This is a genomic window from Vibrio ziniensis, assembly GCF_011064285.1.
In the GTDB taxonomy this organism is placed as follows: domain Bacteria; phylum Pseudomonadota; class Gammaproteobacteria; order Enterobacterales; family Vibrionaceae; genus Vibrio; species Vibrio ziniensis.
In genome coordinates, this window is record NZ_CP049331.1 from 793,954 (window position 1) to 808,359 (window position 14,406).

Sequence of the window (14,406 nt, forward strand, 5' to 3'; positions counted from 1 at the left end):
TGCTTGATACAGAAAAAGCCCGGGGTTCGGGCTTTGCATTGTGAGCTAAGGTTATTCTGATTTCAGATAGTTAGCGTGAAACTCTAGGTGATCATCGATAAATGTCTGGATAAAGTAGTAACTGTGATCGTACCCTGGCTGAATGCGCAGAGTTAAATCAGCTTTTGCTCCAATCGCTGCTGATTGCAGTGTTTCAGGCTTAAGTTGTTCGGTTAAAAAGCTATCCGCATTGCCTTGATCAACTAATATTGGTGTTGTTACTAAATGGTTTTTCATCAGCTCAACTGCATCGTACTGCTGCCATTTAGTTTTATCTTCACCCAAGTAATTGCGAAATGCCTTCTGTCCCCATGGCACTGCCATTGGATGACAAATCGGGCTAAAGGCTGAAATTGACGAATAGGCCGTTGGGTTTTTAATACCAATCGTCAATGCACCATGACCGCCCATACTATGACCAGAAATAGCCTTGCGTTTACTTACTGGGAAATGCGCTTCAATCAATTGTGGCAGTTCATCAACAATGTAACTGTACATCTGATAGTGCTCTTGCCAAGGTTCTTGGGTTGCATTGAGATAAAAGCCTGCGCCAAGACCGAAATCGTAAGCACCCTCTGGATCGTCGGGAACTCCTTCACCTCGAGGGCTTGTATCAGGAGCAACAATCGCAATGCCTAACTCTGCTGCTTTTTTAAAAGCCCCAGCTTTCTGCATGAAGTTCTCATCGGTACAAGTAAGACCTGATAACCAATATAAAACAGGTACTCGGTTATCTTCAGTTGCTTCTAAAGGCAGATAGATAGCAAAGCGCATTTCACAATTGAGCGTACTGGATTGATGAATGTATTGCTTATGCCAGCCATCGAAAACTTTCGCTTGGCTATGATTAATTAAACTCATTCTTCCTCCTATACCCAGTTAATTCGAAGTGACTGCGTTGTATTGCAGCCACTCAATATAATGGGGTATATGCTGATTTTATTCGTTGAAGTTGTTACTTATTAAAGTGAACGACAGAACGGATACTCTCACCAGCATGCATCAGATCAAACGCTTCGTTGATCTCTTCTAATGGCATAGTGTGAGTGATGAACTCTTGTAAACCAAATTCACCAGCAAGATATTGCTCAACAATCCCTGGAAGTTGTGAACGACCTTTAACGCCACCGAATGCGCTGCCGCGCCATACACGACCTGTCACTAATTGGAACGGACGAGTGGAGATCTCTTGACCTGCGCCAGCAACGCCGATGATAACCGATTCGCCCCAACCTTTGTGGCAACACTCAAGAGCTTGACGCATCACGTTCACGTTACCGATACACTCAAATGAGAAGTCCACACCTCCATCCGTCATATCTACAATTACTTCCTGAATTGGCTTATCGAAGTGTTGTGGGTTGATGCAGTCTGTCGCACCAAGTTGTTTAGCTAGCTCAAATTTCTTCTCGTTGATGTCGATACCTATGATACGGCTTGCGCCGACCATACGAGCACCGATGATTGCGGAAAGACCAATACCGCCTAGACCGAAGATAGCCACTGTGTCGCCTTTTTTCACTTTAGCAGTATTCATCACCGCGCCCATGCCCGTTGTTACGCCGCAACCTAACAGACAGATCTCTTCAAGTGGTGCTTCTTTGTTGACTTTTGCTAGTGAAATTTCTGGAAGCACAGTGTATTCCGAGAATGTTGAACAACCCATGTAGTGGAAAATTGGTTGGCCATCTTTGTAAAAACGTGTGGTGCCATCTGGCATTAGACCTTTACCTTGCGTTGCACGAACCGCTTGGCACAGGTTAGTTTTGCCTGATTTACAGAATTTACACTCGCCACATTCTGCGGTGTAAAGTGGAATCACGTGATCGCCGACTTCGACAGAAGTCACACCTTCACCCACCATTTCAACAATACCGCCACCTTCATGACCAAGGATTGAAGGAAATACGCCTTCAGGATCTTCGCCAGAAAGAGTAAACGCATCAGTATGACAAACACCAGTTGCCACAATACGCACTAATACTTCACCTTTACGTGGAAGCATGACATCCACTTCTTCTATTTTAAGAGGTTGGTTTGGTCCCCACGCAACTGCTGCGCGAGATTTAATGAATTTGTCTTGTGACATGTGCTCGTCCTTTCAATGCAATAACTATGTGTGTTTGGTGTGATCCGAACACCGTGAATAGTCTTTTAGTATAGAAGCTTCTTTTTAGTTAATAATTGGGTCAAAATGAGAATTACTTTTACATAATTGTAATAATTCAAGAGGGACTCATGGCGAGTTGGGAAGGCATTAACGAATTCATCGCGGTCGCTGAGAGTGGTAGCTTTACTCAAGCATCGCTGCGTTTAAACACGTCTGTGGCCAATATCAGCCGACGAGTTGCAACACTTGAAGAAAGACTGAAAGTTAAGTTACTGGTGAGAACCACACGTAAAGTATCCTTAACTGAAGCAGGCCAGGTTTATTTTCAGCAATGCCGCGTTTTAGTAGAGGGTTTGGAACAAGCTGAACAAACCGTCACTCAAATGCAGCAAATGCCCCAAGGTAAGCTCAAAGTGACGGCACCAGTCACTTACGGCGAACAGAAGATCGCGCCTCTTCTTCATCAGTTTTTGCAGCAACATGAGCAGTTGAATTTGGAGTTAGTGTTGACGAATCAGAAACTCGATCTCATCGAGCAGGGTGTTGATCTGGCTATTCGTCTCGGACAATTGGAGGATTCGAGCTTTCGAGCTAAAAAGCTGAGCAATCGGCAATTGCATGTATGTGCAACACCGGATTACTTAGCTCGATACGGTGTTCCTCATACGTTATCTGAGTTAGCACAGCATCAGTGTTTGATTGGAACTTACGAGCACTGGAGATTCAAAGAACATGGTCAATCACGCGCTATCCGGGTGAAAGGCAACATTAACTGCAATAGTGGTATCGTATTACTTGATGCGGCATTACGAGGAATGGGAATGGTTCAGTTACCTGATTATTACGTAAGTGAACATTTGGCTTCTGGCGCGTTAGTCGAGGTGCTATCGACTTATCGTGATGACAGAGAAGGGGTTTGGGCGCTCTATCCACATAATCGACACCTTTCAGCTAAGGTTCGTTTGCTGGTGGATTACCTTACGCAGGGCTTATCTGGTGAAGCTGTTGTATAATTTTGCCCAACAACGGGTAAGAGCAAAACACCATTAGCTTAAAAACGTAATACTAAATCTTCCATAGCCAAACAATCCAAAGCTTTAACTAAGAGAAATCATAATGACCCAGTTCCAAGCGGAATTTAGCCCACAAGACGAATACTTTATGCGCCAAGCTATGGCTTTAGCTACTAAAGCTGAAGAGCAGGGCGAAGTACCTGTAGGCGCAGTATTGGTAAAGGATGGAGAAATAATAGCACAAGGCTGGAATCGTTCTATTGGTGACCATGATGCAACCGCTCATGCTGAAATACAGGTATTACGTCAAGCGGGAGAGATCTTGCAAAATTACCGACTGTTAGACACAACTTTATATGTCACTCTTGAACCTTGTCCTATGTGCGCGGGTGCTTTGCTACATAGCCGAGTAAAACGAGTTGTGTATGGTGCACCTGACCTTAAAGCGGGTGCTGCAGGTACAGTATTAAATATCTTTGATAGTCCTGCGGCTTATCATTATGCAACGATTGAAAAGGGCTTACTCGAAGATGAGTGCCGTGCTCAGTTACAAGCGTTTTTCAAGCGTCGTCGCAAAGAAATCAAAGCGTTGAGAGATGAGCAGAAGCTCAATCCATAATTAGAAATAAGAGTAGGAAAAGATTTAAGAGAAGAGATATTAATCGTGGTGGGTATTTTGGCAAACATCTACTGCCGTAGATGTTTGCTCCCTAAAATATCAGCGTTTAACCAGTACTAATCTTCCAAATGTACATACGCTCGGTGACGTGCTAGCACTTTCTTCTTTGTATTGGCTAGCATACGACGACGGCGGTTAGCTGATACTGCTTTGCTAAGGAGTTTAGGCCTACGTTTAAGCATAAAACATCCCCCTTTCAGTACTAACTATCATAACAAACCCCAATTATTCATCCAATCAGGGCGCCAAACTATCAAACTTATTTGACGTTTCTATGTATCCAACGCTTACTTATTTTTATTTGTAGAGTAAGAGTGAATACAGATATCTATTTATGGGTTTCAGTGTCAAAAATCAAGTGTTTATTTTTTTATTGATACCGAAGTATCACTGATCAATTTGAAATGGTCAGATTCAGAGCTTTCTTGATTGCTTTGAGCCTCGTCAAACGTTTCTTCAGTGGCCTCTTCGTCTTCTTGAGGAACATTGATCACTGTAATGTCATCCGTCCCGGATTCAACGTTAACCACTTTTTGTTGTTCTAAATGACCAATGATACTCTGATAGTAACGGCGAATATTCTCTACATAGTTTCTAGCTTCATCTCCTCGAGCATAACCATAGATTGTTTGAGAAAAATATTTCTTCTGGCGCAATAACGGCAGTCGATCTTTTACATCTGCCCAAGTATCTGGATCACTGCCTTGAAGTTTCGTTAGACGACGCGCATCCATCATATGCCCATAGCCGACGTTATACGAAGCAAGGGCGAACCAGATTTTTTCGTGGTCAGAAACAGAATCAGGAACACGGGCTATCATTCTGCGTAAATATTCAACACCGCCTCGAATTGATTGCTCAGGATCAAGACGATTAGCGACATCTACACTTTTGGCGGTAGGTAATGTCAGCATCATCATACCACGTACACCTGTTGGCGATTTTGCTCTCGGATTCCAGTGAGATTCTTGGTACGCAAGTGCTGCAATTAGACGCCAATCAAATTCATCAGAATATTTTTGGAACAACGGAGCCCATTTGGGTAAGCGGCTATCAAGTGCACGGATAAAAGCACGAGTATCAACGTAATCAAACGTCCCTATGTGACCTATGTATTTTTCTTCTAATGAAGCTAATGATCCTGATTGTTTAATTTCACCAAAAAATTCGATCATCATTGCATACAAACTTTCGTCTTGTGAGCGTCGCATAAACCATGAAATGGGTTGGTCTTCTGTAACTTCGAAAGCTGGTGCTAAGTCGGGATAAATTCGTTGCGACAGTGATATTTCTACTGAATCTGCCATGGTAAATAACAATGAACCATCGGTAACACTTTTCAGTAAGTCGTTGACATCTGAGTTATCATCAACGTAAAAATTGAAATCAGGGTAGTCTTTTTTTAGTGATTTCAAGGTTGTTTCAAAATGCGCGTCGTCGACAATACTAAAAATTGGTTGCCCTTCACTCTGTATTTCTAGCTCATCCTGTCTGTCAACCAATTGTTGGATGTTACGCGGTCGCCACTGTCCTTTTTTATAAACGACTTGTTGTGAGACATAATAGTAAGCTGGACCTGCCCTATAATCTTTAAGTCGTTCTTCTGACTGACTAAGCCCGGCAGCAATGATATCAATCTCGCCATTTTTGAGGGCAGGGAAGAGGCTTGAGAGACGATAAGCGGGTTTCATCTCAAGTTTCACATTCAATTGTGCCGCAAATTCACGGGCTAATTCATAATCCAAGCCCGAAGGACCATCGGGGCCAATGTAGTAAGAAAGCTGGTTGTTTAATGTACCAACACGCAAGACGCCGCGTTCGCGGATTTGGTCTAGTTCACTCTTGGGTTCGGAATCAATTTGGCAGCCGCTAACTAATAAAGTCAGTAAAAATAGAGATAGCGCACGGCAGAATGAATGATTAAAAAGCGTTGTCATTAATTTGAGATCTCTAACATCAATTAGTGCCTTTATATCAAAGGCTGCTCGGATGGCAAAGTGATAGCTTGTTACTAAGCTTATTGTGTCTAAAAATTGTTCAAACGGGGTAAAATTCAAATTTAATAAAAAAAATGACGCAAACGGTTGCTTTTGGTGTTACGTCACAAAAAAAAATCCTCTATAATGCGCACCCATCAAAGAGATGAAATCGGCATAAGTTCTGGTTACTTAGTTTAACGTACTGAAAATTAGATGAATTTATGCCAATTACACCTCAATCAATGGATATAGAGACCTTTGCACATGAGAATTTTGCGTGGTTCCCCAGCTCTTTCTGAGTTTCGTGTTAATAAACTACTCGAGACGTGTCGTGAACAAAACCTACCTGTGACGGGTATCTATGCAGAGTTTATGCACTTTGCTGATCTCAAAGCGGATTTGGACGGCAGTGAAATCGAAAAACTTGAAAAGTTACTGACTTACGGTCCAACAATTCAAGAGCACGAACCGCAAGGTTTGCTTCTTCTTGTTACTCCTCGCCCAGGTACTATTTCTCCTTGGTCTTCTAAAGCAACGGATATCGCGAACAACTGTGGCTTAGCAAATGTTAAGCGTCTAGAGCGCGGTACGGCTTACTACATTGAGTCAGAAGGTGAACTTTCAGCTGAGCAAATCTCTACTATCAATGCGTTAATCCACGACCGCATGATGGAAGTGGTTTTTACTGAACTTGAACAAGCTGCTGCATTGTTTAAATCTGCAGAGCCAGCGCCTGTTGCTTACGTTGATCTACTGACAGGTGGCCGTAAAGCGCTTGAAGAAGCAAACGTTACCCTAGGACTTGCGCTTGCTGAAGACGAAATTGATTACCTAGTTGAAAGCTTCGTAACTAAGCTTGAGCGTAATCCAACTGATATCGAACTAATGATGTTTGCACAAGCAAACTCTGAGCACTGTCGCCACAAAATTTTCAACGCTGATTGGACAATCGACGGCGTTAAGCAAGACAAATCACTATTCAAGATGATCAAGAACACCATGGAGATGACTCCAGATTACGTTCTGTCTGCTTATAAAGATAACGCGGCGGTAATGGAAGGTTCTGAAGTTGGTCGATTCTTCCCGAACCCTGAAACTCGTCAGTACGGCTACAGCCACGAAAAAGCGCACATTCTGATGAAGGTGGAAACTCATAACCACCCTACAGCAATTTCTCCATGGCCGGGTGCTTCTACTGGTTCAGGCGGTGAAATTCGTGATGAAGGCGCAACCGGTATTGGTGGTAAACCAAAAGCAGGCCTTGTTGGCTTTACTACTTCTAACCTTCGTATTCCTAACTTTGTACAGCCTTGGGAAACAGATTTCGGTAAACCGGGTCGTATTGTTACAGCTTTAGACATCATGCTTGAAGGTCCTCTAGGCGGTGCGGCATTTAACAACGAATTTGGTCGTCCAAACCTTCTAGGTTACTTCCGTACTTACGAAGAGAAAGTAACTTCTCACGCGGGTGAAGAAGTTCGTGGTTACCACAAGCCAATCATGATTGCGGGTGGTTTAGGTAACATTCGTGATGAACACGTACAGAAGAAAGAGATTCCTGTTGGTGCAAGCCTGATCGTACTTGGCGGCCCTGCGATGAACATCGGTCTTGGCGGCGGTGCAGCTTCTTCTATGGCTTCTGGTCAGTCAGCCGAAGATCTAGATTTTGCTTCTGTACAACGTGAAAACCCAGAGATGGAACGTCGTTGTCAGGAAGTTATCGACCGTTGTTGGCAGCTTGGTGAAGCAAACCCAATTGCATTTATTCACGATGTGGGCGCGGGCGGTATCTCTAACGCACTGCCTGAGCTTGTTGATGATGGCGAGCGTGGCGGCATTTTCCAACTTCGCGATGTGCCAAATGATGAGCCGGGAATGAGCCCGCTGGAAATTTGGTGTAACGAATCTCAAGAACGTTATGTATTGGCTGTTGCGCCAGAAAACATGGCAGCTTTCGATGCTATCTGTAAGCGTGAGCGTGCTCCATACGCAGTAGTAGGTATCGCGACTGAAGAGCGTGAACTGAAACTAGAAGACACGCATTTCGACAATACGCCTATCGATATGCCAATGGATATCCTGTTAGGTAAAACGCCTAAAATGCACCGTGATGCGAAAACAGCGAAGGTTGATAGCCCAGCAATTGATCGTTCAGGTATCGAATTAGGTGAAGCAGTTGAACGTGTACTTCGTCTTCCAGCTGTTGCAGAGAAAACATTCCTGATCACGATTGGTGACCGTACGGTAACTGGTCTAGTTGCTCGTGACCAAATGGTTGGTCCATGGCAGGTTCCTGTTGCGAACTGCGCAGTTACTGCAGCTAGTTACGACACTTACCACGGTGAAGTAATGGCGATGGGTGAGCGTACTCCTGTTGCTCTACTTGACTTCGGTGCGTCTGCTCGTCTAGCAGTTGGTGAAGCAATCACTAACATCGCTGCAACTGAAATCGGCGATATCAAACGTATCAAGCTATCTGCTAACTGGATGTCTCCAGCAGGTCACCCTGGTGAAGATGCGGGTCTTTACGAAGCTGTGAAAGCAGTTGGTGAAGAGTTATGTCCTGCACTTGGTCTGACTATCCCTGTGGGTAAAGACTCAATGTCGATGAAGACTAAGTGGAACGAAAATGGCGAAGACAAAGAAGTGACTTCTCCACTTTCACTTATCATCACGGCATTCTCACGTGTAGAAGACGTACGTAAGACAGTCACACCTCAGCTACGCACAGATTTAGGCGAATCAAGCCTAGTATTGATTGACCTAGGTAACGGCAAAAACCGTCTAGGTGCTACAGCTCTAGCTCAGGTTTACAAGCAATTAGGTGATAAGCCTGCTGACGTAGACAACGCAGAGCAACTAAAAGGTTTCTTCAACGCTATTCAAAACCTAGTAAGCAACGATAAGTTGGTTGCTTACCACGATAAAGGCGATGGTGGTCTATTTGTTACTCTTGCTGAGATGGCATTCGCTGGTCACTGTGGTGTGAAAGCAAACATTGAAGCGTTAGGTGAAGATGTTCTCGCAGCGCTGTTCAACGAAGAACTCGGTGCTGTTGTGCAGGTTAAGAACGATGAACTTGAGTCTGTACTAGCAACGCTAGCAGACAATGGTTTAGCAGCATGTTCACACGTTATCGGTGCTGTTGAGGCGTCTGACAAAGTCGTGATCTCTTCGGGTAACACTGTACTTATCGACCGTTCAAGAACAGATCTTCGTACTATCTGGGCTGAAATGACGCATAAGATGCAGGCACTTCGCGATAACCCAGCGTGTGCAAACCAAGAGTTTGAAGCGAAGAAAGACAATTCAGATCCAGGTCTGAACGTGAAACTAAGCTTCGATACTAACCAAGACGTAGCTGCTCCTTATATTGCCAAAGGCGCTAAGCCTAAGATGGCTATTCTGCGTGAGCAGGGCGTTAACTCGCATGTTGAAATGGCAGCAGCGTTTGACCGTGCAGGCTTTGAAGCAACAGACATCCACATGAGCGATATCCTGACAGGTCAAGCTGCGCTGGAAGAGTACCAAGGCCTTGTGGCTTGTGGTGGCTTCTCTTACGGTGACGTACTGGGTGCCGGTGAAGGTTGGGCGAAGTCAGTGCTGTTTAACGCACAGGCTCGTGACCAGTTTGAAACTTTCTTCAACCGTGAAGATACCTTCTCTCTAGGTGTGTGTAACGGCTGTCAGATGCTGTCTAACCTGAAAGAACTGATCCCAGGTGCAGATTTGTGGCCACGTTTCGTACGCAATGAGTCTGAGCGTTTTGAAGCTCGCTTTAGCTTAGTAGAAGTTCAGAAATCTGATTCTGTGTTCTTCGACGGTATGGCTGGCTCTCGTATGCCAATCGCAGTTTCTCACGGTGAAGGTCGTGTCGAAGTTCGTGATGAAGCACACCTTGCGGCAATCGAGAACTCAGGCACGGTAGCGGTTCGTTTTGTTGATAACTTCGGTAACCCAACACAACAGTATCCAAACAACCCGAATGGTTCGCCAAATGCAATCACAGGTTTAACTACTGCTGATGGTCGTGTAACTATCATGATGCCTCACCCTGAGCGTGTATTCCGCACAGTGGCAAACTCATGGCATCCAGATAGCTGGGGTGAAAACGGTGCTTGGATGCGTATGTTCCAAAACGCACGTAAGAACTTGGGTTAATAACAGACCCGTGAATTAAAGCTACTAAATTTCATGTAAACAAAAGCGCAAACCCATTGGTTTGCGCTTTTTGCATTCTACATCATCAAATTCGAAGATTAGCGAAACTGACCTGCTTCTGGCAGAAATTCAAACCCTGCTGTAGCCAGTTTTGCTTCAAGAGCCGCGCGATCGATATCGAAGTAAGAGGCTAATTTGTCCAGATCACCATTAAAGTCATCTCGTAGCTTCATGTTGACTATGCTCATTAACATGACGGTATCCATAGAAGCGAAATTGGCGAGATTCATTATTTGTCCTCGAAATCAGAAATCAGTAAGTTTGCCGCAGCAAATGCCGCTTTCTCTCTGACTTCTTTTGGTAAAGACGTATCCGCTGCCACATCGTTAAGTGCACGAACCGCGCAGCTAATTGCTTGAGGAATATAGGCTTGATCGCCACTACCAATTTGAGCGTATAACTCACGAACTAAATCGCAACAATCGTAAACTTGCATAACACTATCCTACTTTTACAGAACGACCTGCTTATACAGAATGAATAATACAGAACGAGACGTCTGCCTTATAAATGATAACTGCTCTCAATATACACAGAGAGCAGATTGAAGACAAAAGTTACCTTTGAGCTGGCTCAATGTTACGTTTCAGCCGGTGAATTATTCACCATTTATCTGCTGATGGATGCTTTGTACCAATTCTTCATTCAACCCAAGTTGTTTAGCGAGTTCCTGTAGGTAGGCTTTTTCCATGAAATTCTGTTCATCGGCAATTAATGCTGACGCTAGATAGATCTCTGAAGCTTGCGCTGGAGTTTGCGCTAATGCTGCAATTTCATTTGGGTCTAAGGGCTTTTTCAGTTCTTGCTGGAATAGCGTCTGAACTTCACTATCTGCACCCATTTCAGTAATCACTTGATTGATTTTTGCCATCTCTTGTTCATCTACATGACCATCCGCTTTAGCTGAGGCGATCATCGCTTTGAGAATGAGTAACTCATGACGAGGATTAGTTTGGTCAAAAGTAGCACGCTTTGGTGCCTCATTTTGATTTGCTTGCCAGTCGTTATAGAGCTTAAAGGCTAGTGCACCTAATGCCGCTGAACCGCCGATGGTGAGTGCTTTTTTACCCAGTTTTTTCGTTTTCTTCGAACCCATCAATAGTCCAATGATACCGCCACCAAGTGCGCCGGCACCTAGTGTGGCAAGTTGGCTTTTATCTTTAGTTAAAGATTGGGCTTGTTGCTTACCAGATTGAACCAAATTGGAGTTGAGTGCTTGATTGAGTAAGGCTTTCAGATCCATAACGTTCTCCTTCTTATTTTTCAGCAGTGTAAAAGAGAGTAGATGAATCTAGGATTAATAAAAAAGGCTGCACAAGGGCAGCCTTTAAAGATAATCGTTAGTGATTACGCCATTTGAGATCTGATGTGCTCAACGATATCAGCCATAGCCACTGGAGTTTTATCACCAGTGCGACGGTTTTTATATTCGAAGTTGCCTTCGTCCATACTACGATCACCGATAACGATCGTATGAGGAACACCCAGTAGCTCCATATCTGAGAACATTACGCCAGGGCGTTCTTTACGGTCATCGAACAGTACTTCGATACCAGCAGCAGTCAGTTCAGCGTATAGCTTCTCTGCTGCTTCTTGAACGCGTTCAGATTTGTGCATGTTCATTGGAACGATAGCCACTTGGAACGGTGCAATCGCGTCTGGCCAAATGATGCCGTATTGGTCATGGTTCTGTTCAATTGCAGCTGCAACTACACGAGTCACACCGATACCGTAACAACCCATTTCCAGAATAACGTTCTTACCGTCAGCGCCTAGAACACCACAGTTCATTTTCTCAGAGTAGTTAGTACCAAGCTGGAAGATATGACCAACTTCGATACCACGTTTGAGCATGATAGTGCCTTTACCACATGGGCTTGGGTCACCTTCAACAACGTTACGTAGGTCTTCAACTTTACCCAGTTGAACGTCACGACCCCAGTTAATACCGAAGTAGTGTTTACCATCAACGTTCGCGCCTGCACTGAAGTCGCTGGTTACAGCAACTGTGCGGTCAACGATGAATGGCAGTGTTAGACCAACAGGACCTAGTGAACCAGGACCTGCACCGATTAGAGCGCGAATCTCTTCTTCAGAAGCCATCTCTAGTGGCGAAGCGACTTCTTTCAAGTTCTCTGCTTTCACTTCGTTTAGCTCGTGATCACCACGGATGATCAGTGCGATGATGTCTGCGTCAACTTCATCTGATGCTTTAACGAAAAGCGTTTTAACGGTTTTCTCGATAGGCAGTTCAAATTGCTCAACCAGTTCTGCAATGGTTTTCGCATTAGGCGTGTCAACCAGAGTCATATCTTGAGTTGGTGCTGCAAGTTCTGCTGCAAGTGCAACCGCTTCTGCTTTTTCGATGTTCGCTGCGTAATCAGATTCAGTAGAGAACGCGATTAAGTCTTCGCCGCTTTCTGCCAATACGTGGAACTCTTGAGAACCACTACCACCGATAGCACCGCTATCAGCCAATACTGGACGGTAATCCAGACCCATGCGGTCGAATGCTTTACAGTAAGCGTCGTGCATTGCGTCGTAAGATTTTTGTAGACCTTCTTTATCAATGTCGAAGCTGTATGCGTCCATCATTGAGAATTCACGAGAGCGCATCACACCAAAACGAGGGCGGCGTTCGTCACGGAATTTAGTCTGAATTTGGTACAGGTTAAGTGGAAGCTGCTTGTATGAACTCACTTCATTACGCACAAGAGCAGTAATCACTTCTTCTGCTGTTGGGCTTAGCACAAACGGACGAGTGTGGCGGTCAGTAAAGCGAAGTAACTCAGGGCCCATCTTTTCGCTGCGACCTGTTTCTTCCCATAGTTCAAACGGCTGCACAACGGGCATTAAGGTTTCAATTGCCCCTGCATTGTCGATTTCTTGGCGAATAATGGTTTCGACTTTACGCAGTACGCGAAGACCTGTAGGTAGCCAAGTATAAAGACCTGAAGCTAGCTTACGGATCATACCCGCACGTAGCATGAGCTGGTGGCTCACTACTTCTGCGTCGTTTGGAGTCTCCTTCAGAGTAGAAAGAAGATATTTACTGGTACGCATTTATGGTATCCGTTTATCAAAGGTGGTAATAAATTTAGCCGCTAATAATATCAGCCAAATGCCAATGTCAAAAGCGTTCAATAGTAGTAACTGTCACTAAGTTATCTGATATGGTGAATTTTATGTTCAAATCGTACAAATGTACTGCGTACTGCTTATTGTCAGGCTTATTTTTTTTGTAGGCAGGACGTGGATCCTGTGCTAGAACTTCACTAATAACCGCTTGTTTAACCGTTGAATCAGGCAAATCGTTCAGAACTGCTTGAGCATGTGCAGAGAACTCTACGCTTATTGTTAATGGCTCTGATTCTGCATAGCCACCTTTGGCTTCAGGTATAGCATCGGAATAGGGGATGTAAGGTTTGATATCGACAATAGGTGTACCATCAACCAGATCAACACTGCCCACCTCTATAAAGAATTGGTCGCCTTCTTTATTTATACCTAAAAATTCTACAGCAGACATGCCAATCCCATTAGGACGAAAGGTAGAGCGGGACGCGAGTACACCCACTCTTTCATTTCCTCCGAGACGTGGTGGTCTCACAGTAGGTTTCCAACCGGCTTCAAGATTTTGATCAAATAAGAACAATAGCCATAGATGACTGAATTGTTCTATCTCACGTACCGCTTCTAAACAGTTCAACTCGCCAAGTAACTTGATGCGAGCTCTAGCGCTCGGCACTAATCTAGGTTGACGAGGAACGGCGAATTTCTCTTTGTAGGGGCTCTCAATAGTCGCAATAGGAGTGATTGTATGCATCGGTATGTAATGAAATTATCGTAACAATGAAGAGGGAAAATATCATACCTAATAAAGAACAGTAGAAATTATTATTGATAGTAATTATCTTTTGATATGTTATATTATAACAAATTATTCAATTGAGGTATCAAACATGAAAGTACTAAGTTCTCTGAAAAGCGCAAAAAGCCGCCACCCAGATTGTCAGATCGTTAAGCGTCGCGGACGTCTTTACGTTATCTGTAAAGCTAACCCTAGGTTTAAAGCCGTACAGAGATAATACCATTTTGGAAAATTTCCTGATCAGTGAATGGGCGTCGATAAGAAAACCCTCCGAGCCATGGATGGCTCGGCGGAGCTTCAGGGACGAATGAATGCACGTTTGCGTTTGACGTCTATTCGCTGTTCTATCTATGCTCAGTCAGATCATATTGTTATCTAGGATGGTATAAGTGTTCGCTACTACTTATGTGATCATTAACTTATAATTTCTAGTATTTAAATTTATATAGTTTATAACACTGTATATTGTGTTGGTTTTGTTTATATTATTCTTA

Annotated in this window: 13 protein-coding genes; 4 read left to right on the top strand and 9 right to left on the bottom strand. The window is 44.0% G+C overall.

Annotated features, from left to right (window positions below):
• Window positions 1-51: 51 nt before the first annotated feature.
• Both fghA and G5S32_RS03610 read right to left on the bottom strand, forming a co-directional pair.
• Entirely contained in the window at window positions 52-900 is an 849-nt protein-coding gene (gene fghA, locus G5S32_RS03605; protein ID WP_165310529.1) for an S-formylglutathione hydrolase, read from the bottom strand.
• Window positions 901-994: 94 nt separating this feature from the next.
• Window positions 995-2,128, bottom strand: coding sequence for an S-(hydroxymethyl)glutathione dehydrogenase/class III alcohol dehydrogenase (locus G5S32_RS03610; RefSeq protein ID WP_165310530.1), 1,134 nt, complete (start codon window positions 2,126-2,128; stop codon window positions 995-997).
• A 149-nt stretch (window positions 2,129-2,277) separates the two neighbouring features.
• Between G5S32_RS03610 and G5S32_RS03615 the strand changes: the two genes are divergently transcribed.
• Both G5S32_RS03615 and tadA read left to right on the top strand, forming a co-directional pair.
• Window positions 2,278-3,162 carry a LysR family transcriptional regulator gene (locus G5S32_RS03615; RefSeq protein ID WP_165310531.1) on the top strand — a complete coding sequence of 295 codons (885 nt, stop codon included), beginning with the start codon at window positions 2,278-2,280 and terminating at the stop codon, window positions 3,160-3,162.
• A 103-nt stretch (window positions 3,163-3,265) separates the two neighbouring features.
• A complete protein-coding gene (tadA, locus tag G5S32_RS03620; protein ID WP_165310532.1) occupies window positions 3,266-3,781 on the top strand; it encodes a tRNA adenosine(34) deaminase TadA in 516 nt (171 codons plus the stop codon).
• Between the two features lie 116 nt (window positions 3,782-3,897).
• Here tadA and G5S32_RS21630 read toward each other — a convergent pair whose 3' ends face one another.
• Together G5S32_RS21630 and mltF are read right to left on the bottom strand one after the other, a co-directional pair.
• The gene (locus G5S32_RS21630; RefSeq protein WP_281347259.1) at window positions 3,898-4,023 is read right to left on the bottom strand and encodes a hypothetical protein; all 126 of its coding nucleotides are present in this window, start codon (window positions 4,021-4,023) and stop codon (window positions 3,898-3,900) included.
• Between the two features lie 180 nt (window positions 4,024-4,203).
• Entirely contained in the window at window positions 4,204-5,778 is a 1,575-nt protein-coding gene (gene mltF / locus G5S32_RS03625) for a membrane-bound lytic murein transglycosylase MltF (RefSeq protein WP_165310533.1), read from the bottom strand.
• 306 nt (window positions 5,779-6,084) lie between these two features.
• On the opposite strand from mltF, the gene purL reads away from it, so the two are divergent.
• Window positions 6,085-9,981, top strand: a complete 3,897-nt coding sequence (gene purL / locus G5S32_RS03630; protein WP_165310534.1) for a phosphoribosylformylglycinamidine synthase — start codon at window positions 6,085-6,087, stop codon at window positions 9,979-9,981.
• 98 nt (window positions 9,982-10,079) lie between these two features.
• Here the strand turns inward: purL and G5S32_RS03635 are convergent, their stop codons facing one another.
• The 5 genes from G5S32_RS03635 to tsaA all read right to left on the bottom strand — a co-directional run bounded on the left by G5S32_RS03635 (window position 10,080) and on the right by tsaA (window position 13,867).
• Entirely contained in the window at window positions 10,080-10,271 is a 192-nt protein-coding gene (locus G5S32_RS03635; RefSeq protein ID WP_165310535.1) for a DUF4250 domain-containing protein, read from the bottom strand.
• Window positions 10,271-10,477 carry a YaeP family protein gene (locus tag G5S32_RS03640; RefSeq protein WP_165310536.1) on the bottom strand — a complete coding sequence of 69 codons (207 nt, stop codon included), beginning with the start codon at window positions 10,475-10,477 and terminating at the stop codon, window positions 10,271-10,273. Before G5S32_RS03640 ends, G5S32_RS03635 begins: the two co-directional genes overlap by 1 nt.
• A gap of 162 nt (window positions 10,478-10,639) precedes the next feature.
• Window positions 10,640-11,284, bottom strand: a complete 645-nt coding sequence (locus G5S32_RS03645) for a tellurite resistance TerB family protein (protein WP_165310537.1) — start codon at window positions 11,282-11,284, stop codon at window positions 10,640-10,642.
• Window positions 11,285-11,388: 104 nt separating this feature from the next.
• Entirely contained in the window at window positions 11,389-13,104 is a 1,716-nt protein-coding gene (locus G5S32_RS03650) for a proline--tRNA ligase (RefSeq protein ID WP_165310538.1), read from the bottom strand.
• Window positions 13,105-13,171: 67 nt separating this feature from the next.
• Complete coding sequence (gene tsaA / locus G5S32_RS03655) at window positions 13,172-13,867, bottom strand: tRNA (N6-threonylcarbamoyladenosine(37)-N6)-methyltransferase TrmO (RefSeq protein ID WP_165310539.1); 696 nt, start codon at window positions 13,865-13,867, stop codon at window positions 13,172-13,174.
• A gap of 136 nt (window positions 13,868-14,003) precedes the next feature.
• Here tsaA and ykgO point away from each other — a divergent pair, with 136 nt between their 5' ends.
• Window positions 14,004-14,129: a type B 50S ribosomal protein L36 gene (gene ykgO / locus G5S32_RS03660; protein WP_165310540.1), complete on the top strand. Its 126-nt coding sequence runs from the start codon at window positions 14,004-14,006 to the stop codon at window positions 14,127-14,129.
• The last annotated feature ends 277 nt before the right edge of the window (window positions 14,130-14,406 follow it).

Excerpts from the sequence above, each read along its gene's own strand:
- mltF (WP_165310533.1), bottom strand. The coding sequence starts at position 5,778 with ATGACAACGCTTTTTAATCATTCATTCTGCCGTGCGCTATCTCTATTT.
- G5S32_RS03610 (WP_165310530.1), bottom strand. The coding sequence starts at position 2,128 with ATGTCACAAGACAAATTCATTAAATCTCGCGCAGCAGTTGCGTGGGGA.
- G5S32_RS03650 (WP_165310538.1), bottom strand. The coding sequence starts at position 13,104 with ATGCGTACCAGTAAATATCTTCTTTCTACTCTGAAGGAGACTCCAAAC.
- fghA (WP_165310529.1), bottom strand. The coding sequence starts at position 900 with ATGAGTTTAATTAATCATAGCCAAGCGAAAGTTTTCGATGGCTGGCAT.
- tadA (WP_165310532.1), top strand. The coding sequence starts at position 3,266 with ATGACCCAGTTCCAAGCGGAATTTAGCCCACAAGACGAATACTTTATG.
- purL (WP_165310534.1), top strand. The coding sequence starts at position 6,085 with ATGAGAATTTTGCGTGGTTCCCCAGCTCTTTCTGAGTTTCGTGTTAAT.
- G5S32_RS03640 (WP_165310536.1), bottom strand. The coding sequence starts at position 10,477 with ATGCAAGTTTACGATTGTTGCGATTTAGTTCGTGAGTTATACGCTCAA.
- G5S32_RS03615 (WP_165310531.1), top strand. The coding sequence starts at position 2,278 with ATGGCGAGTTGGGAAGGCATTAACGAATTCATCGCGGTCGCTGAGAGT.
- G5S32_RS21630 (WP_281347259.1), bottom strand. The coding sequence starts at position 4,023 with ATGCTTAAACGTAGGCCTAAACTCCTTAGCAAAGCAGTATCAGCTAAC.
- G5S32_RS03635 (WP_165310535.1), bottom strand. The coding sequence starts at position 10,271 with ATGAATCTCGCCAATTTCGCTTCTATGGATACCGTCATGTTAATGAGC.
- G5S32_RS03645 (WP_165310537.1), bottom strand. The coding sequence starts at position 11,284 with ATGGATCTGAAAGCCTTACTCAATCAAGCACTCAACTCCAATTTGGTT.
- ykgO (WP_165310540.1), top strand. The coding sequence starts at position 14,004 with ATGAAAGTACTAAGTTCTCTGAAAAGCGCAAAAAGCCGCCACCCAGAT.
- tsaA (WP_165310539.1), bottom strand. The coding sequence starts at position 13,867 with ATGCATACAATCACTCCTATTGCGACTATTGAGAGCCCCTACAAAGAG.